The sequence below is a fragment of the Marinobacter sp. Arc7-DN-1 genome, from assembly GCF_003441595.1.
GTDB classification, from domain to species: Bacteria; Pseudomonadota; Gammaproteobacteria; order Pseudomonadales; family Oleiphilaceae; genus Marinobacter; species Marinobacter metalliresistant.
In genome coordinates this window covers 2,163,884-2,189,976 of record NZ_CP031848.1, presented here as the reverse complement: position 1 = coordinate 2,189,976, position 26,093 = coordinate 2,163,884, and the positions used below count along the sequence as shown (strand labels likewise).

At 57.9% G+C, this 26,093-nt stretch carries 24 protein-coding genes; 10 read left to right on the top strand and 14 right to left on the bottom strand.

Annotation, left to right across the window (positions count from 1 at the left end; genetic code table 11):
• Positions 1-251 precede the first annotated feature (251 nt).
• Positions 252-1,304 (top strand): 3-deoxy-7-phosphoheptulonate synthase, encoded by a 1,053-nt coding sequence (locus D0851_RS10300; protein ID WP_117618579.1) that lies wholly within the window; start codon positions 252-254, stop codon positions 1,302-1,304.
• Here D0851_RS10300 and D0851_RS10295 read toward each other — a convergent pair.
• The gene (locus D0851_RS10295) at positions 1,249-1,920 is read right to left on the bottom strand and encodes a LysE family translocator (protein WP_117620352.1); all 672 of its coding nucleotides are present in this window, start codon (positions 1,918-1,920) and stop codon (positions 1,249-1,251) included. The two genes, D0851_RS10300 and D0851_RS10295, sit on opposite strands and share 56 nt — an antisense overlap.
• A 173-nt stretch (positions 1,921-2,093) precedes the next feature.
• On the opposite strand from D0851_RS10295, the gene D0851_RS10290 reads away from it, so the two are divergent.
• The gene (locus D0851_RS10290) at positions 2,094-3,536 is read left to right on the top strand and encodes a dihydrolipoyl dehydrogenase (RefSeq protein WP_117618578.1); all 1,443 of its coding nucleotides are present in this window, start codon (positions 2,094-2,096) and stop codon (positions 3,534-3,536) included.
• A gap of 100 nt (positions 3,537-3,636) precedes the next feature.
• Here D0851_RS10290 and D0851_RS10285 read toward each other — a convergent pair whose 3' ends face one another.
• The 6 genes from D0851_RS10285 to D0851_RS10260 all read right to left on the bottom strand — a co-directional run bounded on the left by D0851_RS10285 (position 3,637) and on the right by D0851_RS10260 (position 9,941).
• Positions 3,637-4,761 (bottom strand): NAD(P)/FAD-dependent oxidoreductase, encoded by a 1,125-nt coding sequence (locus tag D0851_RS10285; protein WP_117618577.1) that lies wholly within the window; start codon positions 4,759-4,761, stop codon positions 3,637-3,639.
• Positions 4,761-6,074, bottom strand: coding sequence for an SAM-dependent methyltransferase (locus tag D0851_RS10280; protein ID WP_117618576.1), 1,314 nt, complete (start codon positions 6,072-6,074; stop codon positions 4,761-4,763). Before D0851_RS10280 ends, D0851_RS10285 begins: the two co-directional genes overlap by 1 nt.
• 244 nt (positions 6,075-6,318) lie before the next feature.
• The gene (locus tag D0851_RS10275) at positions 6,319-7,614 is read right to left on the bottom strand and encodes a TRAP transporter large permease (RefSeq protein ID WP_117618575.1); all 1,296 of its coding nucleotides are present in this window, start codon (positions 7,612-7,614) and stop codon (positions 6,319-6,321) included.
• Complete coding sequence (locus D0851_RS10270; protein WP_117618574.1) at positions 7,611-8,156, bottom strand: TRAP transporter small permease subunit; 546 nt, start codon at positions 8,154-8,156, stop codon at positions 7,611-7,613. The genes D0851_RS10275 and D0851_RS10270 overlap by 4 nt, the downstream gene beginning before the upstream one ends.
• Before the next feature lie 101 nt (positions 8,157-8,257).
• Positions 8,258-9,334, bottom strand: coding sequence for a TRAP transporter substrate-binding protein (locus D0851_RS10265; protein ID WP_117618573.1), 1,077 nt, complete (start codon positions 9,332-9,334; stop codon positions 8,258-8,260).
• 148 nt (positions 9,335-9,482) lie between these two features.
• Positions 9,483-9,941, bottom strand: a complete 459-nt coding sequence (locus D0851_RS10260; RefSeq protein WP_117618572.1) for an ATPase — start codon at positions 9,939-9,941, stop codon at positions 9,483-9,485.
• Between the two features lie 128 nt (positions 9,942-10,069).
• Between D0851_RS10260 and D0851_RS10255 the strand changes: the two genes are divergently transcribed.
• Positions 10,070-11,137, top strand: a complete 1,068-nt coding sequence (locus tag D0851_RS10255; protein ID WP_117618571.1) for a beta-N-acetylglucosaminidase domain-containing protein — start codon at positions 10,070-10,072, stop codon at positions 11,135-11,137.
• A 32-nt stretch (positions 11,138-11,169) separates the two neighbouring features.
• Here the strand turns inward: D0851_RS10255 and D0851_RS10250 are convergent, their stop codons facing one another.
• Positions 11,170-12,174 carry a ChaN family lipoprotein gene (locus D0851_RS10250; protein ID WP_227539253.1) on the bottom strand — a complete coding sequence of 335 codons (1,005 nt, stop codon included), beginning with the start codon at positions 12,172-12,174 and terminating at the stop codon, positions 11,170-11,172.
• 25 nt (positions 12,175-12,199) lie between these two features.
• Positions 12,200-12,379 (bottom strand): CopG family transcriptional regulator, encoded by a 180-nt coding sequence (locus tag D0851_RS10245; protein ID WP_117618570.1) that lies wholly within the window; start codon positions 12,377-12,379, stop codon positions 12,200-12,202.
• Between the two features lie 112 nt (positions 12,380-12,491).
• On the opposite strand from D0851_RS10245, the gene dauA reads away from it, so the two are divergent.
• Positions 12,492-14,243: a C4-dicarboxylic acid transporter DauA gene (gene dauA / locus D0851_RS10240; protein ID WP_117618569.1), complete on the top strand. Its 1,752-nt coding sequence runs from the start codon at positions 12,492-12,494 to the stop codon at positions 14,241-14,243.
• 71 nt (positions 14,244-14,314) lie between these two features.
• Positions 14,315-16,261 (top strand): CASTOR/POLLUX-related putative ion channel, encoded by a 1,947-nt coding sequence (locus tag D0851_RS10235; protein ID WP_117618568.1) that lies wholly within the window; start codon positions 14,315-14,317, stop codon positions 16,259-16,261.
• A gap of 7 nt (positions 16,262-16,268) precedes the next feature.
• Here D0851_RS10235 and D0851_RS10230 read toward each other — a convergent pair whose 3' ends face one another.
• From D0851_RS10230 to D0851_RS10220, 3 genes are read right to left on the bottom strand one after another with little or no spacing between them, the layout of a single operon-like run.
• Entirely contained in the window at positions 16,269-16,658 is a 390-nt protein-coding gene (locus D0851_RS10230; protein WP_117618567.1) for a CBS domain-containing protein, read from the bottom strand.
• Positions 16,645-17,022, bottom strand: coding sequence for a transcriptional regulator (locus tag D0851_RS10225; protein ID WP_117618566.1), 378 nt, complete (start codon positions 17,020-17,022; stop codon positions 16,645-16,647). Before D0851_RS10225 ends, D0851_RS10230 begins: the two co-directional genes overlap by 14 nt.
• On the bottom strand, positions 17,019-18,512 hold the full coding sequence (locus D0851_RS10220) for a DUF1538 domain-containing protein (protein WP_117618565.1): 1,494 nt from the start codon (positions 18,510-18,512) through the stop codon (positions 17,019-17,021). The genes D0851_RS10225 and D0851_RS10220 overlap by 4 nt, the downstream gene beginning before the upstream one ends.
• Positions 18,513-18,791: 279 nt before the next feature.
• On the opposite strand from D0851_RS10220, the gene D0851_RS10215 reads away from it, so the two are divergent.
• The 5 genes from D0851_RS10215 (at position 18,792) to D0851_RS10195 (ending at position 23,449) form a co-directional block, all read left to right on the top strand.
• Complete coding sequence (locus tag D0851_RS10215) at positions 18,792-20,384, top strand: isocitrate lyase (RefSeq protein ID WP_117618564.1); 1,593 nt, start codon at positions 18,792-18,794, stop codon at positions 20,382-20,384.
• 373 nt (positions 20,385-20,757) lie between these two features.
• Positions 20,758-21,837: a hypothetical protein gene (locus tag D0851_RS10210; RefSeq protein ID WP_117618563.1), complete on the top strand. Its 1,080-nt coding sequence runs from the start codon at positions 20,758-20,760 to the stop codon at positions 21,835-21,837.
• 59 nt (positions 21,838-21,896) lie between these two features.
• Positions 21,897-22,247, top strand: a complete 351-nt coding sequence (locus D0851_RS10205) for a hypothetical protein (protein WP_117618562.1) — start codon at positions 21,897-21,899, stop codon at positions 22,245-22,247.
• A 12-nt stretch (positions 22,248-22,259) separates the two neighbouring features.
• Positions 22,260-22,952 (top strand): C39 family peptidase, encoded by a 693-nt coding sequence (locus D0851_RS10200; protein WP_117618561.1) that lies wholly within the window; start codon positions 22,260-22,262, stop codon positions 22,950-22,952.
• A gap of 17 nt (positions 22,953-22,969) precedes the next feature.
• A complete protein-coding gene (locus tag D0851_RS10195; RefSeq protein WP_227539252.1) occupies positions 22,970-23,449 on the top strand; it encodes a hypothetical protein in 480 nt (159 codons plus the stop codon).
• A gap of 117 nt (positions 23,450-23,566) precedes the next feature.
• On the opposite strand, the gene D0851_RS10190 is transcribed toward D0851_RS10195, so the two are convergent.
• Positions 23,567-24,640 carry a transporter gene (locus D0851_RS10190; protein ID WP_117618560.1) on the bottom strand — a complete coding sequence of 358 codons (1,074 nt, stop codon included), beginning with the start codon at positions 24,638-24,640 and terminating at the stop codon, positions 23,567-23,569.
• 12 nt (positions 24,641-24,652) lie between these two features.
• Positions 24,653-26,029 (bottom strand): sigma-54 dependent transcriptional regulator, encoded by a 1,377-nt coding sequence (locus D0851_RS10185; RefSeq protein ID WP_117618559.1) that lies wholly within the window; start codon positions 26,027-26,029, stop codon positions 24,653-24,655.
• Positions 26,030-26,093: the final 64 nt, after the last annotated feature.

The following is a 26,093-nucleotide window of genomic DNA, read 5'->3' as shown; positions in this document are numbered from 1 at the left end:
GCGATCTGTCAATTGAATGTTCTGCAAGCTTTCGGCGCCAGGCCGGCGGCAGTCGTGGCCGTGTTTTTCTGGTGGTTTGGTTATGGCTTTTATTTTAGCCAGAGCCGGGGCCGCCCATAGCATCTTCACCGAACGAATAACGAGGAAGGCAGCCCGGCAGAAAACCCAGGCTGCCACCGGACTCAAAAAGCCCCGACTGGTAGCCCAGCCGGGGCTTTTTGATTCTGACGCAGGGAAACGGGAACACTGACATGAACATGCCCTTGAACACAGAACTGACAGACCAGACAGCGGAGTCTTTGGCCCTGCACCGGCAGGAAGTCATTCTGCCGACGCCGGCGGAGCTGAAACGGGAGATGCCGGCGAGTGACTTGGTCGTTCGGCAGGTAAGTGAACAGAGGCGGGCTATCCGGCGGATTCTGCGGGGTGACGACGCCAGAACCCTGATCGTGATGGGTCCCTGTTCCATCCATGATGAGGTAGCCGCCCTGGAATACGGAGAGAAGCTGAAGGCACTGGCTGATGCCGTCAGCGACCGGTTCCTGATTGTCATGCGGGCGTACCTGGAGAAACCCCGGACTACAGTTGGCTGGAAGGGGCTGCTGTACGACCCCGGGCGCACCGGATCGGGAGATCTGAATGAGGGGCTGCGACGTTCCCGTCGACTGCTGCTGAATCTGTCTGCCATGGGGTTACCTCTTGCGACCGAAGCGTTGAGCCCGTTCGCCATGGATTACCTGGGCGATCTGGTGAGCTGGACCGCCATTGGGGCTCGTACCACCGAGTCCCAGGTGCATCGGGAAATGGTCAGCGGTCTGCCAATGCCGACTGGCTTCAAGAACGGCACCGATGGCGGTATTGTGGTTGCAACAAACGCCATGAGGTCGGCCAGCCATCCACACCACCACCTGGGAGTGTCCGCAACCGGAGTGCCAGTAATGATCACCACCCGGGGCAATCCCGACACGCACCTGGTGCTGCGGGGTGGACGGGGCATTACCAACTACGATGCCGACAGCATTGACCGGGCAGTCCGTACGCTGGCAGAAGCAGGGCTGTCCACCGCAGTGATGGTGGATTGCAGTCATGACAATGCCTGCAAACAGGCTGAGCGCCAGCTGGATATTGCCCGGGAGGTGATGGCCCGGCGCCGGGCCGGCAACCGCCATATTCGCGGCCTGATGCTGGAGAGTTTCCTGGAACCGGGCCGCCAGGACGATGGCGAGGATCTGCGTTACGGCTGCTCGATTACCGATCCGTGCCTGGGATGGGCCCAGACGGAGGCTCTGATCCGCTCACTGTAGACAACAGCAACTGGCCGGCCAGCACAAGCAGTACGCCACCCATTAACCGGTCCAGCCAGTGGCCAAAGCGATTGAAGCTCCTGCGTACCTGCGGCAGGGTGAAGAAAACGGCTACCATAGCGAACCAGAGCCCGGTCGCCAGTGCCATATAAAGGCCATATCCGGCTTGCAGGGCGATGGGTGTGCCGGGACTGATCACAACGGAAAACAGAGAGACAAAGAACAGCGTTGCCTTGGGGTTGAGGACATTGGTCAGAAACCCCAGGCGCAGGGCGGCCAGACCCGATTGATGGGTCGTTGGCCCCTTCTCCACATGGACGCCGCCGGCCCGGGCCCGCAGACACTGAATGGCAATCCAGGTGAGATACAGCGCGCCCAGCACCTTGAGAATACTGAACAGGACGATGGATTGCTGGATCAGCAGGCCAATGCCCAGCAGCGAGTAGCCGACATGCACCAGAATCCCGGCGCCAATACCGATGGCGGTCAGGAGGGCATTCCTCCGGCTCTGACAAAGTGCCTGGCGGAGGGTCACGGCAAAGTCCGGCCCCGGGCTGGCGACAGCCAGCAAGTGAACCAGCGCGACCGTCAGAAATTCCGGCCAGTAATTCTGCATGTTTGCACCCCCGGAGCGTTCGCCGTCGTTTGAAAAGTCTGACAGCATAGGCTGATTCCGCGTTTTTTTCACGGGGCAGGTGAAACTTGCCACGGCTTCTATACTGAGGTCACATCCGACCGAACCTTTCCCGGTTCCCGGGCTCCGGGAATGCCCCTCAGGAGACTGTTTTTATGAACAAACGAGAAGCAGACGTTGCCATTATTGGCGTTGGAACCGCCGGTATGGTGGCGTATCAGCGTGTGCGTAAAGTCACCGACAAGGTGGTTCTGATTGAGGCCGACCGGTATGGAACCACCTGTGCCAGAGTCGGCTGCATGCCCAGCAAGCTTCTGGTTGCCGCCGCGGACAATGCCCGTCAGATACAGCTTGGCGAGTTGTTCGGCGTCTCCTCCGGAGACGTCAAGGTTGATGGCCGGCGGGTGATGGAGCGGGTGCGGGCGGAGCGGGACCGGTTCGTGGGTTCGGTGATTCGCTCTGTTGAGAAATTCCCCGAAGAGCACCGCCTCATGGGCCATGCCCGTTTCGCTGGGCCGAACAGCCTCGTGGTTGGTAACGATACAGAGGTTCACGCCCGGCGGATTATTATCGCCACCGGCTCCCGGCCCAATGTTCCGGGTTTTCTGAAAGACGCCAAGGACCGGCTGGTAGTGAATGACGATATCTTCGAGTGGCACGACCTTCCGGACTCGGTAGCGGTATTCGGCCCCGGGGTAATCGGGCTGGAGCTGGGACAGGCCCTGAGCAGGCTTGGAGTCCGGGTGCGGATGTTCGGGGTGGGTGGTGCTGTCGGTCCGATCCAGGATGACCGAATCCGGGACTATGCTCTGAAAACCTTTAACGAGGAGTTTCCGCTGGATCCGGCCGCGGACGTGAAAAAAGTGGAGCGGGTTGATGACGGTGTTGCCATTACCCTTGCCGATGGCAATGGCGGCGAAAAAACCGAGATTTTCGATTACCTGCTGGCGGCGACCGGACGCCGGCCCAATATTGATGGGCTGGATATACAGAATGCCGACATTGAGCTGGACGAGAAGGGGATGCCGCTGTTTGACCCCCATACCCTGCGCTGTGGCCAGAGCCATATATTCATCGCCGGGGACGCCAACAACAGCCTGCCCTTACTGCATGAGGCGGCTGATGAGGGCCGAATCGCAGGCGACAACGCAGGCACATATCCGGACGTGCGTGCCGGCCTGCGGCGGACGCCGCTGGCCGTGGTCTTCACCGATCCACAGATCGCCACCGTGGGGTTGACCATCAATCAGGTGGATGAACGCTGTCACGGCCGCTTTGCCGTTGGTGAGGTGTCTTTTGAAGACCAGGGCCGGAGCCGCGTTATCGGCAAGAATCGCGGGCTACTCAGGGTATACGGTGAGCACGGCAGTGGTTTGTTCATGGGCGCGGAGATGTTCGGCCCGGCGGCAGAACATATTGCCCATCTGCTGGCCTGGTCAGCCCAACGGCGGCTGACGGTAAGCGAAATGCTGGAGATGCCGTTTTATCACCCGGTGATCGAGGAGGGGCTGAGAACCGCGCTGAAAGACCTGAACCGCAATCTCAGTATCGGCCCGGCACCGGAGGAAGGTTGCACTGATTGCGGGCCGGGAATCTGACCCGGCTCCAGTATGGATAAAGCAGTACTATCTTTCCCAGCAGGAAAAGACTGTCTGAATGTATCGAAGCTACCTCGGCCACTAAGTCGGGGTGTCCGGATCAGACTGCAATTTGAAGCGGCGACACTTGCTGATGCAGGAACCACTTCTCCGTCACCACCTTCCGGGTAAACCAGTGCGACCGCATCAGGGTGCTGGCCAGGGGCATCTTGACCCAGTCCGGCACCTGCCAGCCTTGTTCCGTGTCGGCAGCACGGTTGCCGAAGCGCTCGGCAATGGCATCGCCGTATACCTGCAGCGAGGAGGCGGAAGAGTCAGGGGCATGGCGAATCACATCCGCTGCCATCAGCGCTGATTCGATCGCTGGCCGGATGCCCTCACCGCTCTGGGTATAGGCCAGACCGGCCGAGTCACCGATCAGCAGAATGCCATCATCCACCAATGGCCGTTCCGCGTGGGCGTACAGCAGATAGGCGTGGCCCTTGAAGCGCCCGGGCAGATCCGCCGGGATTCGTCCGGCTGACTTCATCTCCTCCACGAATGCCTGCAGGTGGCCGGTCAGTTTGTGGTTGTCTTCCCGGCCCAGGCCGATATTCAGGTAATTGCCTTTGCGGAAGACCCAGGCGTAGCCCTTGAGGTCCCGGCAGAACCAGAGTTCCGGTGTGTCGCCCCGGGCCTGGCAGACTGATGCCTGCTCCGGTGTCATCTCGAATTCAACTTCCTTGGCCGCAACCACGGTCTCATGGCTGCCGGGCCCCTCGCCAAGCAGCCGCGCCACCGGGCAGAAGTGGCCGCCCGCACCCACCACCAGGGGCGCTTCCCAGGTCTCGTTAATGACCCAGTTCCCCCCCCTTCGGACAATCGATTTGACGGGCGTGGCAAGCTGCTTCGGGCAGGTAACACGGCTGAGCAGGTACTCGTCAAACTCGAACCGGCGGATGCCATAACTGACCACGTCGCCGTGATCGTTTTCCACGGCGGCTTGCCCCATCATGCCAATGCGGAAACGCCGGATTGGCTGCAGGGTTCGGCCGGTGCCATAGTCTTGCAGGTCGATATTCAGGGTTTCCATCACTGCGGGCGTTACCCAGCCCGCGCAGGTTTTGTCTCTGGGAAAACCCTGTTTGTCGATGATCAGTATTCGTTTGCCGCTGTTCCCCAGGGCGCTGGCCAGGGTGGAGCCGGCGGGGCCGGCACCGACGATGATCAGGTCATAGTAGTCCATCAGGCCTCCTCGGGTGCCGCGGGAAAGTTGTAGAGATCCTGCCGGCTTTGTGGCAGCCGGTTATTGTCACCGTGGGTGAAGACAACCTGGAACAGCTGCAGGGAACCGGCCCGGAAGGCGGCCATGGAGCCGGCCAGGTACATGCGCCAGGCCTGGGTGAAGTGCCCGTCGTACATGGCCGTTACCTTATCCTCGTTTTCAGTGAAGCGCTCCATCCAGTGGTTGAGGGTCTGGGCATAGTGCAGGCGCAGGTTTTCCACGTCCAGTACCGAGAAATCGCCGTGTTCACAGATCTGCATGAATTCGCCGATGCTCGGAGGATAGGCGCCGGGGAAAATGCGCTTTTCGATCCAGGCATTCATGAGCATCGGGCGGTTACGGCCGATGCTGTGGAGCAGGGCAATGCCGTCGGGTTTGAGGCTCCGTTTGATCAACTCGGACAGGGCCGCGTAGTTTTCCTTGCCCACATGCTCGAGCATGCCGATGGACACAAAGGCATCGTACTGGCCGCTGATGTTGCGGTAGTCGTCCTCAACGTACTCGACCAGATGATCCAGCCCCTGTTTGTGGGCCTCTTCCCGGGCGTAGTCCAGCTGTTCCCGGGAAATGTTGTAGGAGTGGACTTTTACCCCGTAATTACGGGCCATGTAGCGGGCCAGCCCGCCCCAGCCGCAGCCGGCCTCGACAACGGTCATACCGGGTTTGAGCCGGAGTTTGCGGCAGACGTGCTCCAGCTTGGCCAACTGGGCCTGTTCCAGGCTCAGGTCCGGGGTTTCGTAATAGGCGCAGGTGTACTGCATTTCGGCGTTGTCCAGCCAGAGCCGGTAGAACTCGTTACCGAGATCGTAGTGGTGATGGATGTTCTCCTTGGCTTCGGAGATGCCGGTGGATCGCGGAGTGTGATTGCGCCACAGGGCCTCCAGCCATTTCGGCCATTTCTGGCGGGCCTCATAAACGGCCCGGTAAAGGGTCTCCATCAGGTCTGGCAAATCGCCTTCCACTTCCAGCCGTCCGGCGCTGTACAGATCGCCAAAGGCCAGATTGGGGTTGGTGACCAGAGCATACAGGGCTTTGGGGTCGGTCAGGTGCAGGGTAAATTCTGCCTGCTGTCCCTCAGGTTCGATAACATCCCCGTTCCAGAGCCGGAACCGGACCGGCGGGGCGCCAGCCATCCGCACAAGCTTGGCGATCAGCCAGCGCTCGTAGGTATGGGGCGACCGGTCTGCCTGGGTGTGATCCAGTGGCAGGGTAAGAACGTGGCTTTTCTGTTCCTGCCCGGTGTCACGGGTTTTCTGGGTCGTACTCTGATTCATGGACTCCGCTCTCCCTTGATAACCTCAACATCAATGTCTTTCGGCGACGTTCGCGCGCCGGGGCTTCCCGAATATAAGCCTGAGAATTGCCGATTGTCTACTCAGTATAGAAAACTGTCGGGTTTTGTCAGGCGGGAATAATACCGGGGAAAACTATCGGGTAAATCGGGAAGGGCAGGTGGGAGCGAGGGAGTCGCGTCAGGTAAAAAAATACCGGGCCCGGGGGCCCGGCATTCGTGCAAGGTCAGTAGGAGGGGCTCATGCCAAACCATTCGGGGAATACCACGATCAGCGCCAGCACCAGTATCTGGATCAGGATAAAGGGCACGATACCCCGGTAGATATCGATGGTCCGGACTTCCGGTGGAGCCACGCCTTTCAGGTAGAACAGAGAGAACCCGAACGGCGGGGTCAGGAAGCTCGTCTGAAGGTTCATGGCGATTAGGATCGCAAACCACAGCATGTTGATGCCCATGGCTTCGGCCACCGGCGCCAGGATCGGCACGATGATGAAGGAGATCTCCACGAAGTCAATGAAGAAACCCAGCACCAGGATGACCAGCATGGCCAGGATGATGAAGCCCCACTTCTCACCGGGCAGTTGCAGCAGCCACTCTTCCAGAAGATAGTCGCCGCCGGTGTAGCTGAACACCATGGAGAAGGCGGTGGCACCGATCAGGATTGCGAACACCATGGCGGTGACCTTCACAGTGTCCTTGGAGGCGTCCCAGACCATCCTGAAGGAAAACTGCCGGTAGATAATCGCCAGAACCACGGCACCAACACCGCCCAGCGCCGAGGATTCCGTGGGTGTGGCAATACCGGTGAAAATCGAACCCAGTACCACTACGATCAGTGCCAGCGGCGGGATGATGGCCAGCAGCGCGTTGAGGATTTCCTTCTTGCGGGAAACACCGCTTTCCTCGGGCATGGCCGGCGCGGTTTCAGGCCGAAGCCGGGTCACGATCAGGATATAGACGATGTACAGCCCGATCAGAACCACGCCGGGCCAGACGGCTGCCTTGAACAGGTCGCCCACCGGAAGCCCCAGCACGTCGCCGAGAATGATCAGTATGATCGAGGGTGGCACGATTTGCCCCAGGGTGCCGGAGGCGCAGATGGTGCCGGTGGCCAGTCGCTTGTCGTACTTGTGTGCCAGCATGACCGGCAGGGAAATCAGCCCCATGGCAACCACGCTGGCACCCACGACGCCGGTGGAAGCGGCCAGCAGGGCGCCAACCAGAATAGTGGAAATGGCCAGGCCGCCTGGCAGGCCACCGAACAGTCGTCCCATTGAGGTCAGCAGTTGCTCCGCCAGCCGGGTGCGCTGCAGCACAACTCCCATGAAGATAAACAGGGGAACCGCCATCAGAACGGTATTCTGCATCACACTCATGATCCGGTAGGGCATAAAGGCAAACAGATCCATGCCCTCGGCAAATATTCCGAAGAACAGGGCTACGCCGCCGAAGGTAAAGGCTACCGGGAACCCCAGCATCAGCATCAGCAGGGCGGCGCCGAACATAATCATACCAATCATGCCAGGCCTCCTGCGCTGTGCTCACCTTCGTACTCTTTGTCGCCTGCCATGACACGCAGGGCATAGGTGGCCATGTTCAGCCCTGCAATGCCGATAAAAACCGCGCTGACGGGAATCACAGACTTGATGATCCAACGATAGGGCAAGCCGCCCGGGTCACCGCTGCCTTCGCCCATGTTGTAGGAATCGATCGCAAAGTCGTAGCCATAGATGCCAATCAGGTAGGCAAAGGGAATAACAAAAATGATCGCACCTACCAGGTTTATCCAGGCCTTGGCCTTGTTGCTCCAGCGGGTGTAAAAGACGTCGACGCGAACGTGACCATCCGTGCGTAGTGCGTAGGGAATACCTAGCAGGAACACCACCGAATAGAGGTGCCACTCCATTTCCTGCATGCCGATTGAAACATCGTTAAAGGCGTAACGGGCCACCACGTCGTAAAAGACGTTGGCTGCCATCAGTATCATCGCGACACAGGCGACCCAGCCACAGAACACGGACAAGCGGGCAAGCCCCTCATCCAGTTTGATAATCCACCGCATTGATAATCCTCCGCCAGGCGGACTGGCGATTTTCCGGTTGCTATAAACGACAAAACCGGGATCACTTCGAGAGCGATCCCGGCTCCGTTAAAGCCTCTATCTTACTCGACTTCGGCCATGGTGTTGAGGTATGCGCGCTCGGAAATATCTGTGTAAGCACGGCTCTGTTTCTGGTAGCTGGCCTGGGACTCAATGATCCTGGCTGCCATGTCGCTTTCAGCTGCTGCTTCTTTCAGCAGCTTGTTGTTGGCCGCGTACATGGCCTGGAAGATGTCATCCGGGAACCGCTTGATCTGAACATTCGGGTACTCCTCGCGAATGTTGGCCCAGGCCTCGGCGTTAGCGTGCTGAGACTGTACCAGCATGTCATAGGAAGCTGTGCGCATGGCGACACGCATGATTTCCCGCAGGTCCGCCGGCAGCTTTTCCCAGACCCGCTTGTTGACCAGGAACTGAAGCTCGGTGGCCGGCTCGTGCCAGCCGGTGTAGTAGTAGTCGGCAATCTGCTGGAAGCCAAGGCGCAGATCCAGGGCCGGACCTACCCACTCGACCGCATCGATCGTGTTGCGTTCAAGAGCGGTATAGAGCTCGCCCGGCGCGATGTTGGTCGGGTTGACGCCTACTTCGGCAAACACTTCGCCGGCGAAGCCGGGGATGCGCATTTTCAGGCCCTGCAGATCTTCCAGGGATTTGATCTCCTTGCGGAACCAGCCGCCCATCTGCACGCCGGTGTTACCGCCCGGGAACGACAGCATGTTGTGGGGCTCATACACTTCCTGCATCAGCTCCATGCCGCCGCCGTGGTAGAACCAGGCGTACTGTTCCATGGCATTCATGCCAAATGGCATGCTGGTGAAGAACAGCGTCTCGGGAACCTTGCCCTTCCAGTAGTAGGAGGCGGAGTGGCCCATGTCGTACTGGCCGGCCTTGACCATGTCAAACACGCCCAGCGGGGCTTTGTGTTTATTGGCGGAATCGATACGGACCTTCAGGCGTCCGTCGGACATCTTCTCGACCGTTTCGGCGAATCGCTTGGTGGTATCACCGAAAATCGGGAAGTTCGGCCCCCAGGTTTCTGCGAGGCGGAGGGTGAAAGTCTCTTGGGCGAGCGCCTGCGTGGCGGCAAAGGTCGTTGCCACAGCCAGCACAGCCGCGGAAAGAACAGAACGGATCTTCATTGCTCTTCTATCCTCTTATCGTTTTTGTGAGTCGAGCGTTTCGCCCTTTTTGGGGCTAAACAACTCTTGATGCTAGTTCACGGTAGCAATTATCGTTAGCAAACAAAATCAAAAACCGTCGCTCTTACGACCTTGGTCGTACAGCGGATCAGAGGTCTTCCATCCGGCTGATCTGGCTGGCCAGGCGCATGGCTTCGTGCTCCTCCAGGGCGAGCAAGTCCTCCAGCAGCGACTTGGCCTCGGGGATCTCGGCCTTTCCTATCAGGGACTCATAGAGGTCCATCACCTGGTCATGAAACTGAAAGACCTCCCGTGCGATGTCCGTGAAACTCATACCGGCATAGTGGGTATCCGGAACCTCGCTGGCCTTGATCGGTCTATGGTTCAGGTAATCGTAGAGGCGGGTTTTCATCGCCTTCGGATCGGCCTGCTTTTCGAACTCGCTCACGGCTCTTTCCAGCAGGCTTTCATGGCTGGACAGATAATCCAGGAGGGCGCTGGCTCGCTCGTCCTTGTTCAGGCTGGCTGAATCGTGCAGGCATCTGGCCAGGTACGCGTGTAGCTGGCGGGTCCAGTCGATCAGATCCTCGAAGGTTTTTATTTCCATCGCATTGCTCCTGATTGGAATGATCATGTTTTTTATAGTTGGCAATAATGATCAGTCTAGTCAAAATTGTTGTCTGAGGGGTACATGATTTGAGAACCCGGGAACCAGCTGGAATGGGGTGTATAGCCATGACAACGACATTGGGAGTCATCGAGGGATTCTACGGCCCCGTGTGGACCTGGCAGGAGCGCCGACAGCTGGTCCAGACCCTGGCGCCCCACGGATATGGTTTTTATCTGTACGCCCCGAAAGCCGACGCCTTCCTTCGCCGCAAATGGCAGCAGGCGCATCCGCCCGCCATGGCCTCGGAGCTGGCGGAGTTTGCCCGGTTTTGCCGGCGCGAAGGTGTGCGTTTCGGGGTAGGCCTGAGCCCGCTCGAAATCTTCAACCGGTTTGATGACGATGCCCGCGTGGCCCTGGCGGAAAAGCTTTCGTTGCTGGAGAACATGGGTATCGATGAGCTGGCCATCCTGTTTGATGACATGCGGGCGGATACGCCGAATCTTGCCGGTACCCAGGTGGAGATCGTGCACTGGATTCGCGAGCGCACAACCATCAAGCGTTTGAGCGTCTGCCCCAGTTATTATTCCGACGATCCAGTTCTGGACCGGGTGTTCGGCGAACGCCCGGCGGATTACCTGGAAACCCTGGGTCGCAGGCTGGACCATTCAATCAATATATTCTGGACCGGCGAGGAGGTCTGTTCCCGGGAAATTTCCCCCGGGCACCTGAAACGGGTCGGGGATCTGCTCGGGCGCAAGCCGGTACTCTGGGACAATTACCCGGTCAATGACGGCGACCGGATGTCACAACATTTGCACCTGCGCGCCTTTACCGGAAGACCGGCAGCCAACGCTGCCCACCTGGCCGGCCATGGCATCAATCCGGCCCTGCAACCAACCCTGACCGCCATCCCGGCGATCACGCTCGCGGAGTCCTACCGTCTGGGGCCTTCTTACCAGTATGGTCAGGCGTTTCGCCATGTGGCACGGGAAGTGCTCGGGAGGGAGCTGGCGGCACAGATCCACGCCGATTTACTGGTGCTGCAGGATGCCGGCCTGGGCCGGATCAGTGATGAAAAGCGGCAGAGCCTCCAGCATACCTACGACGCCTTTGATCACCCCGCCGCCACTGAGATCCTGCGCTGGCTGGCCGGGGAGTACCAGGTGACGGACGAAATGGTGGCGACCCAGTAAGCCTGCCCGCTATCCTGAACGCCGGTCGTTCGTCAGTCGCAGGTTTTTCTGGCGGAGCGCTGGAAACGGGCCGTCATGGCTTCGCGTTCGCGCTCCGGGTCCTTGAACTCGTCGGGCAGTGGCTGGATAAAGTAGAGGAAGTCACCTTTTGATCGATTCTGTTCCAGGGGAGGCTTACTGTTCGTTGCCGGCCAGAACACCGGGCTGATAACGGCAACAGAAAGCGCCGGCGCCCTCTGTTTCAGCAATGCTACGGTTCCCAGCCCGCCTTCACTGTGGAAAGTGCCGGTCAGGTGCAGCACCTGATATCCCGGAAATGCGGCCCTGGCCTCAAGAATGCGTGCCGCCATGGCGTTGTCCCGGAGCAACTGGGCTTTGTAGGTGTTCTCCATGCGTTCGTTCATGGTGCTGTTGGCCTGGTGGCTCGCGCCAATGGCGCCGGCAAACTTCTCACGGTAAGCGGGGGTGTCCGTGAATGGATCAGAGGGCAGTGCTTGCCGGATACTCCTGGAAACCTGATCGAGATAGGAAGGCCCCTTGCGGCCGACACAGCGAACAACATCCGCCGGCGCATTCGCAGCAATGACCGGCAGATTCTGCTGGCGCGCAAATTCCACCACGGGGCGGTAGGAGGCCCGGTAATTGTCCCAGGCGCCGGCATCCTCAATCATTTCTGTTTCCCCGGTTTCACCCTTTAAATACCGGTCCAGTTCAGGCTGACGGTCCAGGTTGAACTGCTCCATAGACAGGATCTGCCTGGGCTGTTGTCGAAAGAGTGCCATCTGAAGCCGGGATTGCAGCAAATGCGAGCCATGGTGCCCGTGATATTCGCCTACGATCACGACATCCGTTTCAGCGAGGCGCCGGGCCAGTTGCTCCGGAGTGAGGGCGGCGCCGCTTTCCGGCTCAACGACCCGGGCGTCGTACTGGGTTTGCGGTATGGTCAGACCTTTCGGGCTGCTGGAGGAGGGCATGGCGGTGCATCCGTTCAGAACAAACAGGACGGAGAGTAACAGGGCCGGCGCGAGAGGTTTCATGACAATCAATAGGCTCCGGCTTTCATCAGGATCTGTTTTTGCGATCTTCGCGCCAGTCTGGCCCCAGCCTTTCCTCCACGTATTCCCGGATAAACTGGCGGACTTTTTGGGAGGGCGTTACATCCTCCTGCTTGCAGAGTTCTTCAAAGGCGGCCTTTTTTTCCGGGTCGATCAATAATGTCAGACGGGCAGTGCGGTTTTCCATGGGGTACTCATTTCTCTGTGAAATGCTCGTTATATGTTAATCAGATTAACATTGAATGTGGATGTGGTGAGCATATAATCTAACCCGACGTGTTGCAATAAACGAGACTTTCATGCCCCACCGCGCGCACCTGTTTTCCCTCCGGCTGGCCCATGCCCTTCGCGAATCCTGTCTGGATGAACGCTACAGCGGCCGCCGGTTCCTGCGTGATCTTTTGGCCGGTGTCACGGTGGGGATCATTGCCATCCCACTGGCCATGGCTCTGGCAATCGCCAGTGGTGTTGCGCCCCAGTACGGGCTTTACACCGCCATCATTGCCGGTTTTGTGATTGCCCTGACCGGAGGCAGTCGTTTCAGTATATCCGGCCCCACCGCTGCCTTTGTGGTCATTTTATACCCGATTGCCCAGACCTACGGGCTGGGAGGCTTGCTGCTGGCAACCCTGATGTCGGGGGTGTTGCTGATGATTATGGCTTTGATGCGACTGGGCCGGTTTATTGAGTACATTCCCGAATCGGTAACCCTGGGGTTTACTGGTGGCATTGCGGTGGTGATCGCCACCCTTCAGGTCCGGGACTTTTTTGGCCTGCCGGTTGGCGATATGCCTGAGCACTACTGGGACAAGCTGGCGGTGCTGGCCAGCGCACTGCCGGAACTGGATGGGATGAGTACTCTGGTGGCCGGCGTAACCCTTGCGGTGATGCTGCTCTGGCCGAGACTGAAAACCCCCGTGCCGCCGCACCTCCCGGCTGTCATTGTCGGTAGCTTGCTTGCCCTGTGGTTCAATGCCAGCGGCGCATCCATCGAAACCATCGGCTCAAGGTTCAGCTATCTGATGCCCGATGGCAGTATGGGGGCGGGTATTCCGCCGTTTTTGCCCGAGTTCGCCTGGCCGTGGCGGCAGATGGGCGCTTCCGGCGAACCGATCGGACTGTCCTGGACCCTGGTCCGGGAACTGCTGCCGGCGGCCTTCGCCATCGCCATGCTCGGTGCCATCGAGTCCCTGCTGTGCGCGGTGGTACTCGATGGCATGACCGGTAAGCGCCACAGTGCCAACAGTGAGTTGATGGGGCAGGGTCTGGGGAACATTATTGTCCCGTTTTTCGGCGGCATTACCGCCACGGCTGCCATTGCACGCTCCGCGGCCAACTACCGGGCCGGTGCCGAGTCCCCGGTATCGGCAATGATTCACTCTCTGGTGGTTCTGCTGGCGCTGGTCTCGCTGGCTGGCCTGTTGGCTTTTCTGCCCATGCCGGCCATGGCAGCGCTGCTGGTGATGGTGGCCTGGAATATGAGCGAGGCGCCCAAATCCGTGCATCTTCTGAAAACAGTGCCACGTAGCGATATCCTTGTTTTCCTCACCTGCTTTTGGCTTACGGTGTTGCTGGATATGGTGATCGCGATCACCACCGGGGTTTTGCTGGCGGCGGTTCTCTTCATGCGTGAAATGGCCCAGATGACCAAGGTGACGGACATCACGCTGAACAGACGGGTTGCTGACTCTGGCCTGCCTGACGGCTGGCAGGTGTTCAAAATCAACGGGCCACTGTTCTTTGCGGCCGCCGACCGGATTTTCGGGGAGCTGGCAGAACTGTCCCGGGAGGCCCGCGGGTTTATCCTGTATATGGACGGCGTCACTATTCTTGATGCCGGGGGCCTGTCTGCCCTGAACAAGCTGATTGACACCTGCGAGCAGGACGGCACGCAGATTGTCATTGCCGATCTCCAGTTCCAGCCGCTGAGGACCCTGGCTCGCGCTGGTGTGACGCCGGTGTCCGGCGTCAGCCGCTATACTTCCTCCCTGGAAGAAGCCTTGCGTCTGATCAGTAACCCCGCTTCTGAATCTGATCAGCCCTCCGGATAAAACGTTGATTCTTAAAGTCCCCGGATAGTTTACCCTTAGGCATTGAAAACGCTCTGGACAAGAGGAATGCCATGCTGCCTTTCCGGCTGATCGACCGCCTGAAATTTATTGTGGAACGCCAACTGGTCAAGGGGGCGGGGTTTCAGCTCCTGGTCGTTGGTGTGTTTATCGGCCTGATCTCTCTGGTCGGCGGCCTGCTGGTGGTGTCTCAGGGCGGGGAATTGGAGGACCCGGGCTCGGCCATCTGGTGGGCGTTCCTGCGACTGACCGATCCCGGTTATCTGGGTGACGATGTGGGTACCTGGCAGCGGTTTGTCTCAACCCTGCTGACCATCAGTGGCTATGTCGTGTTCATGGGTACGCTGGTGGCGATCCTGACTCGGTGGTTGATTGCCAAAATGGCAGAGCTCGAGCGTGGGCTTACCCCGGTAACCCTGAAAAATCATGTGGTGGTACTGGGGTGGACCAGCCAGACCCTGCCGCTGCTGTCGGAATTGCTGGGCTCCAGCGGCCGAGTACGCCGGTTCCTGGAAAAGCACGCTACCCAGAGGCTGAATCTGGTTGTGCTGTCAGAAGAAGCATCGGCACAGCAGGTTCACGAATTGCGAAACGAGCCCGGCATTGGCCGACGAGCCCGGCAGATCATTCTGCGCTCCGGGTCGGCTATCCAGCCGGATGCACTTCATCGGGTGGCTTGTCTGGACGCCGCGGCGGTGATTGTGCCCAGCGCGACCCACGAGGCGGGCAGTCTGGTGACATCGGACGTGGAAACAGTCAAGGCGCTGCTCTCCATCGCCGCGCAGGCAAGGTATCTGCAGGCTTCGTTGCCGTTCGTGGTGGCAGAGATCCAGGATGTACGGAAGCTGCCGGTGATTGAGCGGGCCTATCCAGGGGCGGTGGAAGTGGTTGCCGGCGATGCCACCATTAGCCGGTTGATGGTTCAGAATATCCTTCACCCGGGGCTGTCGGAAATCTTTAACGAGTTGCTTACCGCCGGTGACGGTAATGAAATCTATATCCGGGGTGGCGAGTCGGTGGCTGGGCTGACGCTTGGAGAGCTGGCTTCGGCACGGCCTGAAGTTATTGTGCTGGGATTGCTGAGGCGCGGGGTGGCTGGCTGGGAGGTGTGCTTGCTGGCGCCGTCCGACACGCGGATCGACACGGAAGACCGGGTGGTGATGATGGCCCGGGATTACGTCGAGACCGAACCCGATCCGAAAAAGCCGGCAATGCCGGCAATTGCCAGGGGCGAGGCGGCCCGCGTGGCACGCCCGCCGGATCAGAACAACCACCGTGTGCTGGTCCTTGGCTGGAATCGGCGGGTTCCGAGCCTGGTGGCTGAGTTTGAAAGTTACGGCCATCGCAGCTTCGAGCTGGACCTTGTTTCCGTGGTGCCAAAAGGCGAGCGGGAACAGGCCATTGCCCGGTATGTTGAAGGCCACGGCCGGGTGGCCTGTGGCCATATCGAGGCGGACTACATGGTGGAGGGGGAGCTCCGCCGGGTTCAGCCGGCGGGCTACGACACAATAATCCTGCTCAGTAGCGACCGGCTGGCATCGGGGGAAGAAGCGGATGCCCGGGCCATGGTGGGGTATCTCCAGCTTGAGGACATCCTGGCCGAGTCCCCAAGGCGGCCCCAGTTGATTATGGAACTGAGCGATCCGGACAACCGGCACCTGTTGTACGGGCACCAGAGTGAAATGCTGATCAGCCCGATGATTCTGAGTCACGTCCTGGCCCAGGTCGCCTTGAGGCGGGAACTCCGGGTGGTTCTGGATGAGCTGTTCACCGTCGGCGGGGCCGAAATCCAGTTCCGGGATCCCGCGGATTACCCGTTGCCAGCCAGCGCCACGTTCCAGGTTCTGGAGAAGACGGTGGCGGCGGAAGGTGAGCTGGCTCTGGGTATCTTCCGGCACAAGGAGAATGAGCGTGGACGCCACCTCCAACTGAATCCGCCCCGCAAGGACTATCTTGAGCTACAGCCTGGTGACCGGCTGGTGGTGCTGTGCCTGACCTGAACGGTTTTCAGTCGATGCTTTCGAGCAGGGCGGCCATAATGTCATCCATCACCACAAAGCCTTTCAGGTCATTGTCCGCCAGCACCAGAAGGCGCTTCACTCGATACATACTCATCAGACTTGCCGCATGCCGGACATTCAGGCTCTCACCGACACTGATGACAGGTTTGGCGCAGGCGTCGTAAACATTCAGAAGGTCAATGTCGCCGTCTTCCGCAATCACGGTTTTCAGCACGTTGGTATAGGTGATCAATCCCCAGGCATCGTGTTCGCTCTGTTTCTCCACCACCAGTGATTTCACCGAGTGCCTCTTCATCAGAGAGAGCGCCTCACGGATGGTGGCAAACGGAGTAATGGTGATAATGTCCCGGACCATCACATCTTTAACCAGTTTCATCGTTGTTCTCCGGATACAGTGAACATTTCAGGTGTTGTTCGAATTTCTCGACCTGTGACAAATCGATCCCACCCAGGTGTTCCACGGGGAGGGTGAACACAAGTCCCTGTGAATCGGTGTGGTCTGGCATGAGAATTTTCTGGATGGATTTCAGAATATCAAGTGAAAGGCCCTTCTCCAGTACCATCAGCAAAACGCTCTGGCTGCCGTCGTAGGTCAGCCCGAAGAACGTCTTCCTGGCGGTGTTACTGATGCCCCGGCCCGACAGCACCGTTATGCCCCCGGCGCCCAGGTCTCTTGCCGCATCAACACAGTTCTGCTCCTGATCCTCGGGAACAATGGCAACCAGTACGGAAAATTTCATGGCTCTGTTTTCCTTTGCTTTGCAAGCATTTCAACAATAATGGCATAGCTCATCACCGTAACAATCGGAAAGATCGACGCGAAGGCAATCAGGCCAAAACCGTCGATCAGTACGTTACGGCCCTCTATGCTGCTCGCCAGGCCGATGCCCAGTGCGGTCACCAGGGGCACGGTGACCTCGGAGGTGGTGACGCCACCGAGATCATAGGCCAGGGGAATGATGTACCTCGGTGCCAGCGCGGTCAGGAAGATGACCAGAATATAGCCGCCGATGATGTAATGGTGAATCGAATCGCCACTGATAATCCGGTGTACTCCGAGGGTTATGCCCACGGCCACCCCGACCGCCACGATGATCCTGATGGCGTTGCCATTGATGGTTCCGGCCGCCGCCTGTTCCGCCTGGTGTCCGATAGCGATCAGCGCAGGTTCGGCCATGGTGGTGGCAAAACCGATCATGAACGCAAAGAGGTAGACGAAGGCGAAACCCTCCATGCTCATCAACTGCTCGGCCATGCTGGTGCCGATGGGAAACAGGCCAAGCTTCAGGCCGACAACGAAGGCATAGAGCCCCAGGACAACCAGTGTAAATCCGGACAGAATCCTGCGGGGATTGGTCAGCCCCCGGCGCAAGACCAGGTACTGGAAGAACAGGATGGTGATAATGATCGGAAGCACATCCCGAACCATTTCAGCCAGGTCCAGCAACATCGCGAGCAGAACCGGAGCGTCCTCCACATTTGTATTGGCAACCAGAGCCGGCAAAACGGACGGATCCGCGGTTTCCCCGGAATACACAACAATCCCGTACAACTGAACGGTGATCATGGGCACCATGGCAGCAAGCGCAACCAGTCCGAACCCGTCCATTAGCGGATTGCGCCCGCGGATGGAGGCGGCAAGACCAATGCCCAGGGCCGCAATCAGGGGAACGGTGACGATATTGGTGGTCACGCCGCCGGAATCGTAAGCGAGGCCGACAATCTCCGGAGGCGCAAACCAGGTGATTATCACAACCACGATATAACCAATGATCATGAACCAGTGCAGCGGATAACCAAAGATGGTTCTGAACACACCGACGGCAACCACCAGCCCGACGGAGACGGCGACCAGGATTCTCAGGGTCAGGGCCCTGACCTTGCCTTCGCTGATTTCCTCGGCCTGCTGGGCTACGGCAATCAGCGCGGGTTCTGCGACCACCGCCGAAAAGCCCATCGCGAAACCGAACGACAGCAGAACAGGAACCGAGCCCTTGCGGGCAAACTGGTTGGACAGACTCTTTCCGACCGGGAAAATGCTTAATTCAAGGCCCTGGAGGAACAGGGCAACCCCCACGGCCACGATCAGCAACCCCAACGCCATCGCGAATGTGTTTTCCGGAACCTGCTGGAGAATCACGAGCTGGAAAAAGAGAACGACGGCCAGGATCGGAAAGAGATTCTTCAGAGCATGCAGAAGGGAATGACTGAAAGCTCGCAGATAGAACACGGTTTGCGCCTGACGGGTTTCCGGTGGGAAGTGCTCATTGGCAACAGTAACAATAGTGACGGTTGTGGTGTTGATTCAACTCAAGGCCTGGTCTTTTTATTCATTCACCAAAAAAATGCCGAAAATAGATCATATAAATTTCAATTATAAATTTGAAACCACTAAAGTAACCCTCAACGTCAGCGCTTCGCTCAAAAAGTGAGCAGGTTGTTGGCTTCGGAAGTTGCTGTACGCTTCTCCGCATCGACTTAGAAAACCAACGTAGAAAGGATTGAGACCATGCCCTACGCACAAGACGTTGACCAGATCGCTTCCCTTTTGAAGCAGCACCCGACCTGGAACGCTATCAACCCGAAGCACGCCGCTCGCATGCGCGCACAGAACAAGTTCAAGACCGGTCTGGATATCGCGAAGTACACCGCCAAGATCATGCGCGAAGACATGGCGAACTACGACAATGACACTTCCCAGTACACCCAGTCCCTGGGCTGCTGGCACGGCTTTATCGGCCAGCAGAAGATGCTGTCCATCAAGAAGCACTTCGGTACCACCAAGCGTCGTTACCTGTACCTCTCGGGCTGGATGGTTGCTGCTCTGCGTTCCGAGTTCGGCCCGCTGCCGGATCAGTCCATGCATGAGAAGACCGCCGTATCCGGCCTGATTGAAGAGCTGTACACCTTCCTGCGCCAAGCCGATGCCTGGGAACTGAACCACCTGTTCCGTGCCCTGGAAGAAGCCGAGAACGCCGGCGACAACGCCAAGGCTGACGAGCTGATCAGGCAGATCGATAACCACGAAACTCATGTTGTGCCGATCATTGCCGACATCGACGCCGGTTTCGGTAACGCCGAAGCGACCTACCTGCTGGCCAAGCAGATGATCGAAGCGGGTGCCTGCTGCATCCAGATCGAGAACCAGGTGTCTGATGAGAAGCAGTGTGGTCACCAGGACGGCAAGGTTACCGTTCCGCACGCCGACTTCCTCTCCAAGATCAACGCCGTGCGTCTGGCGTTCCTCGAGCTCGGTGTTGATGACGGTGTTATCGTTGCCCGTACTGACTCCCTGGGCGCGGGCCTGACCCAGAAAATCGCCGTGACCAACGAGCCGGGCGATCTGGGTGACCAGTACAACAGCTTCATCGACGGTGAGGTTATCGAGAAGGCCGAAGACATCAACAACGGCGACGTTGTGATCAAGCAGAACGGCCAGCTGGTTCGTCCGAAGCGTCTGGCCTCTGGCCTGTTCCAGTTCAAGCCGGGCACCGGCGAAGACCGTGTTGTGCTGGATTGCATCACCAGCCTGCAGAACGGTGCCGACCTGCTGTGGATCGAAACCGAGAAGCCGCACGTTGGCCAGATCGCGGCCATGGTTAACCGCATCAAGGAAGTGGTGCCCGACGCCAAGCTGGTGTACAACAACAGCCCGTCCTTCAACTGGACCCTGAACTTCCGTCAGCAGGTATTCGACGCATGGAAGGAAGAAGGCAAGGATGTATCGGCCTACGAGCGCGCCAAGCTGATGAACGAAGAGTATGACAACACCGAGCTGGGTCAGCTGGCTGACGAATGGTGCCGTAACTTCCAGCGTGACGGATCACGTGAAGCGGGTATCTTCCACCACCTGATCACGCTGCCGACATACCACACCGCGGCCCTGTCTACCGACAACCTGGCCAAGGGCTATTTCGGTGACGAAGGCATGCTGGCCTACGTTGCCGGTGTACAGCGCAAGGAAATCCGTCAGGGCATCGCCACCGTCAAGCACCAGGATATGGCGGGTTCCAACATCGGTGACGACCACAAGGAATTCTTCGCCGGTGAAGCGGCCCTGAAAGCCGGTGGTAAAGACAACACCATGAACCAGTTCGGTTAATCGAAGGCTCAGGTGTTGCTGAAGCGGGCTTGAATGCTCGCTTCAAGCCCGAAACCCCGCCCGTTGCGGGGTTTTGTTTTTTTGACACTGTCGTTTAGGTGTATGTGTCTGAAACCACGGCATAAACCTCGGTTTCGATGTTTTCCACGCGCCCTGCCTGTTTCATCCCTGAAACAGTTCTCCATCCCCGCGAAAGCTTCCCGTTCACGCAATAAAAATAAAAAGCCTTTAGAAATATTGGCTTAGGTATTTTTTTTAATTCTGGCACGAGAATCGCTCCATTTCTCTGGCGGGTCTGGACCTTGGCTTACCTGAAGGCTAGCGGGTTGGGTCGGATCCCTTAAAAGCCAATAATCGAAAAGGAAGCGATATTATGAATACCAAAAAAAGTTTGCTAGCAGCTGCCATCGCAATGAGTCTGGGTGTTTCCGGTTTTGCCTATGCGGACCAGGGGGGTGACGGAGATCCGAACACCAATGCGGATAATACCTCCACGGCCAATAATGACCAATCCGGCAATACCGACTCAGGTAACAACAACTCCACCAATACCGACAATTCGGATAACTCGGATAACTCGGATAACTCGGACAGCTCGGACAACAGCACCGACGTGGCCGACTCGTTCAAGATCGCTGACAGCGGCAATACCGATAATTCGGATGCCTCCGATAACTCTGATAACTCCGATAACTCGGACAATTCGGATAACAGCACCGACGTGGCCGACTCGTTCAAGATCGCTGACAGTGGCAATACCGATAATTCGGATGCCTCCGATAACTCTGATAACTCCGATAACTCGGACAATTCGGATAACAGCACCGACGTGGCCGACTCGTTCAAGATCGCTGACAGCGGCAATGACATGTCGGATAACTCTGACAATTCGGACAACTCTGATAATTCCGACAACAGCGACAATTCGGATAATTCAGATAACTCCGACAACAGCACCAGCGTGAACGATTCGTTCAAGATCGCTGACAGTGGCAACGATAACTCGGATAATTCCGACAATTCGGACAACTCGGATAATTCGGACAACTCGGATAATTCGGACAACTCCGACAACTCCGACAACTCCACCAACGTTGCCGATAGTGGAAATGACAGCTCCGACAATTCCACCAACGTTGCGGACAGCGGAAACACCACTGTGTCTGACAGTGGCAATGATAGTTCCGATAACTCCCTGGCCCTGGATCTGGATGTGTTCCTGAATAGCGCCGATCTGAACGGCACCGTATCGGGTACTGCAACCACATACGGTAGTGCCAACGCTGACGGCTCCTACACCATAGTTCGCAACAGCAACGAAATCTCCGGTGGCTCAGCGAACTTCAACGGCGTCGGGGCATTTGCCCAGAACGCAGGTAATGGCAGCGTTACACAGGCTAATGTCAGTGTAATGTCCAACCTGTCCACCGGTAGCGGTGGCGGCACCCAATAAGGAATCCAGGTCGCACCTGCCTGTAGCGGGTGCGGCCCGGTTATTCCGGGAGAACTGCCATGGGTCGTGTCATCAGATGGAAACTGAAGGCTGCCTTGCTGGCGTTAATGTTCGGGGCAACGGGATTTGTATCGGCCGAGGAGTGGATGGAGGCCACGCCATTGTCGGCAGATCAGTTGGCGGATTCAAGCGGTCGCCAGGGAGTCCCGATGCAGTGGCAGATTAACGATAACCAGCAAAATGCGAATGTGTCCGATAACCTGCTGTCGGGTAATGTTGTCACTGGTAATAACAGTATTTCCGACAACGCGTTCGGTAACATGAGCGGGGTTGCCACGGTTATCCAGAACACCGGTAACCAGGTGGTCATTCAGGACAGTACCCAAATCAACATACTGATTAACCGCTGACGGAGGTGGGCCATGGCCAGAAAGGTTCTTGTTGCGATCTGCGCGAGTGCCGGGCTGCTATGGTCCACTGCCTTCGCCGGCTCGGTCACGGTGCCGGGTATTGGTGGTGATTTCTGGCTAAAGGTAAACAGTTTCGAGAACCGCCGGTTTGACAGCGTCATGCGCCAGCAATACGACTTCAGTTGCGGCTCCGCAGCTGTTGCTTCGTTGTTGTCCTTTCACTACGAAGACCAGGTCACAGAACACGATGTCTTTATCGAAATGCTTGCGTTGGCGGATGAAAAGAAGGTGCGCCGGGAAGGTTTCTCCATGCTCGATATGAAGCACTATCTGGAGTCCAGAGGGTACAAGGCCGATGGTTTCCGTATGCCGTTGACCGGCCTCAGGGAGAAGGTGCGCTTACCCACGATTGTGTTGTTGAACATTGATGGCTTCCGGCATTTTGTTCTGATCAAGGGGATCAGTGACGATGAAGTCCTGGTGGGGGATCCGGCCCGGGGGCTGAAGGTGTATTCCTACGCACAATTCAGCGAATACTGGAACGGCACCGCCTTTGTTATCCGCAGCCATCTCAAAGAAGGGCGAGAGGGCTTTCTCGGCGACGGACATTGGCCTCAAGTGGCGAGGGCGCCGACACAGACAGGTCTGGAAGGTCCTTCTCTCGGGCACACACTGCCCTACTGGCCCTCCTCAAGGGAATGGTGACGATCATGATGGTCCGGATGCCAGTTCTAGCTTTGTTGGTTAGTTCCTTTACCACGTTAACGCCGTCTGTTCATGCAGAGCTGACACTTGGTGTTGAGTCCCTGAGCGATCTGGAACTGTCTGAATACCGGGGTGGCTTCCTGATGGACAGCCTGGAAATCAGTATTGGTCTGGAGCAGATCGTCGGAATAAACGGTGACACCCTGGTGATCAATCGTTTGACCATTCCCAATCTTAATCAGACCGTAAACGGCGGTTTGGTGGACAGTCAAATGGAAACAGTAGTCGAGGTTATCAGCGCGAACCGGAGTGGCGGCGCTCGGGTATCCAGTAATATGGCGGGGCCCAACGGCTGGATGACCGTCGTTCAGAACAGCCTTGATAGCACTGTGATACAGAATATGCATCAACTGAACATCGAGCTGAACAATGTCGGTGCCGGAAATCAGTTCCCGGCACGGCTCAGTGATCAGTTGGTCCAGTTGCTTGGCCGCTGACCGGCTATCCAGCTTGTCCGCCTAGCAGCCTTAAGTCCGACAGGCTGCTGTGTTGTCTGGCTTTACCCCTTCAACATAACCCACGACGTTGAGGCGGGGTAGGTCAATCCATCATGTCTAGAGACTGATGGGAAGCTTCAGGGTAATTTCGCTGTTGGGCGCATTTTCCGTAACTCCTATACTCACCGTCAGGCTCAGACTTGTGGCGCGCGTCAGGCGCTGGGATAAGCCGAACGATAGTGACCCGATCTGTATACGATCAAAGTTGGCGGCAAACAGATCGTTATTCCTCTCGAACGTTGTTTTCCGGATGATCGAGTGGTCATAGCCCAGGCTAAAGGACGTGCGGTCGTTAAAGGCAAACCCCATTCCGAAGCCGAAACGCACAATGTCGCCGGGGTCGACCGTGCCCCCGTTTTCGAAGCCCTGCTCCTCTTTGAGAGTCCAGACATAACTCAGGTTTCCGAATAGCACGGCTGGGTCCGACGGGTAGATGAATGAGAGACCTGGTTCGAACGCCCAGAAACCGGTGCCCGTGGGGCGATCACCGAGCTCGACGCCGATGGGAGTGCCATCATCGCCCTCGATTACCCGTCGCTCGACGTCATAAGGGCCCTCTCCGGTTGGCGCTTTCACCCGCATTGCGCCAATAATGTATGGCCAGCCGCCCAAGCCATCGGTTAGCTGGTAACGAACCGAGAGTTCAACATCACCGAGGCCTTCGCCTGAGGACTCGCGCAGAGTATCCACCGGTGTGCCCTTGAAAATCTCACGTTCTCTCAAGTCCTCACTGATACTGAGGTAGGGTACACGAACCGCCGCTTCAAGCTTACTGGTGAAGCCGTACTTGAGTGACATCGCGCCGACGAAAATATCGCGCTGGATTTCCGAAATATTGATCAGCCCGATGAGCAGGGCAGGTATCACCGTGTAACCTTCCACCGCAACCGCCGTTGAGTTGCTGTACGCATGGGAGAAGGAGGGCTCGATCGTGAAGCGGCCCGGGCGGGTGACAATGCCCCGGTCAGCAGTTATTGATGCAATATCGGTAGCCGAGTTGTCGTTCGGCTCTGTGTGGCCAGCCGTGCCAGTGGATACCGGTGTGCTATCCCTGTCGACCTGTGCGGCCGCGGCAAGCATGGGAGCAGCCAGGGTGAGTACCGGGATGATCCAGCGTGTTTTTTTATGCATGGGGAATCTCCTTCAGTTATTCTTCGGTGGCCGGGTGTGGGCACCGTGGGGGAACTGGTGTTTGTCCATCAGCCGGTATAACGAAACCCTTGAAATGTTCAGCAGCCTTGCGGCTGCCGACACGTTGTTGTGTGCAAGTGCGAGACTTATCGAGATCGCCTGGCGATCCGCCCGGGATCGGAAAGCGTCGAGGGACAGTTCCTGGCTCCGGTGTTGGTTTTCTGAGGGAGGAACGGCAAAGCCCATATCCTCCGCTTCGATTCGGGGGCCGTCACCCAGCAACAGGGCCTGACGCAACCGGTTTTGCAGTTCCCTGAGATTGCCCGGCCAGGGGTGTTCGGCAAGGCAGATAATGGCGGCGTCACTGAGGTGCCGAGGACCCTCGGCCGAGGGTGTGGCCGAGAGTATCCGGTTGGCTAGCATGGGAATATCTTCCTTCCGCTCCCGCAGCGGCGGCAAAAGCACATGCAGACTTCCAAGCCGGTAAAACACATCACTCCGGAAAGCCCCGGTCTTCACCAGCTGTTCGAGCGGTCTCGTGCTGCTGGCGATGAGCCGTGTGTCGACGCTGATGGAATGACTGGAACCCAGGCGCTCTATCAGGCCCTCCTGGAGGAAACGCAAAATCGCCGATTGCTGTTCCGGGTAGAGCTCATCCACGCCAATAAGTAGCAGGGTGCCGCCATTGGCCGCTTCAAATCTGCCTTTCTGGGCACTCATGGCATGGGTAAACGCGCCTTTTTCATGACCGAAGAGTTCGTTCTGGGTGAGGGAGCGGGGTAAAGCGGCGCAGTTCACGGCGACCAGCGGCTTGTTCCTCCGTAACGAGTGGTCATGAATAAAGCTGGCAGCCGCTTCCTTACCGGTTCCGTTCTCACCATAGATAAGCACCGGTTCTTCGGTGCGGGCGAATTTCTGCAACAACACCCTGACCTGCTGGATCGCCGGGGACTCACCCTCAAGGGCAAATTCTTGATAGCTACCGGATTTCGTCCGTGAGGCCTTCTCCTGCAGTTCCGACATGCCCCACAGGTGGCCGAGGATGGCATTGAGCCGGTCTGGCTGAAGTGGCAGTGTGTGGTAGTCCTTGCAATAGCGATTTATCAGCGCACAGATATCGGGGTTCTGAATCTGGTGAGACTCCAGCGTGGCGACCCAGTGCTGGACGGGGATGGCGTCCAGCCATTCGGGCAGGCGAGCCAGTTGATCCCCTGTCAGTGAACCAAGATCAAACACGCCGACTCTGGCGCCTGAGTCAGGTGTCATTTCCGTGAGCGACCGGCCTGATAGGGAGACATGAATCAGCTGCCAGTCCCTGAACACTGGCTCGCTGGCTGTGAAAACCGGGTACACCGCCGACAACCAAACGAGCGGTCGCTTTTCCTGCATGGCGATTCTCCTGAGAACTTGCCGGGAAAACGAACTGCACAACGTTCAGTAAATGCTGGTAATA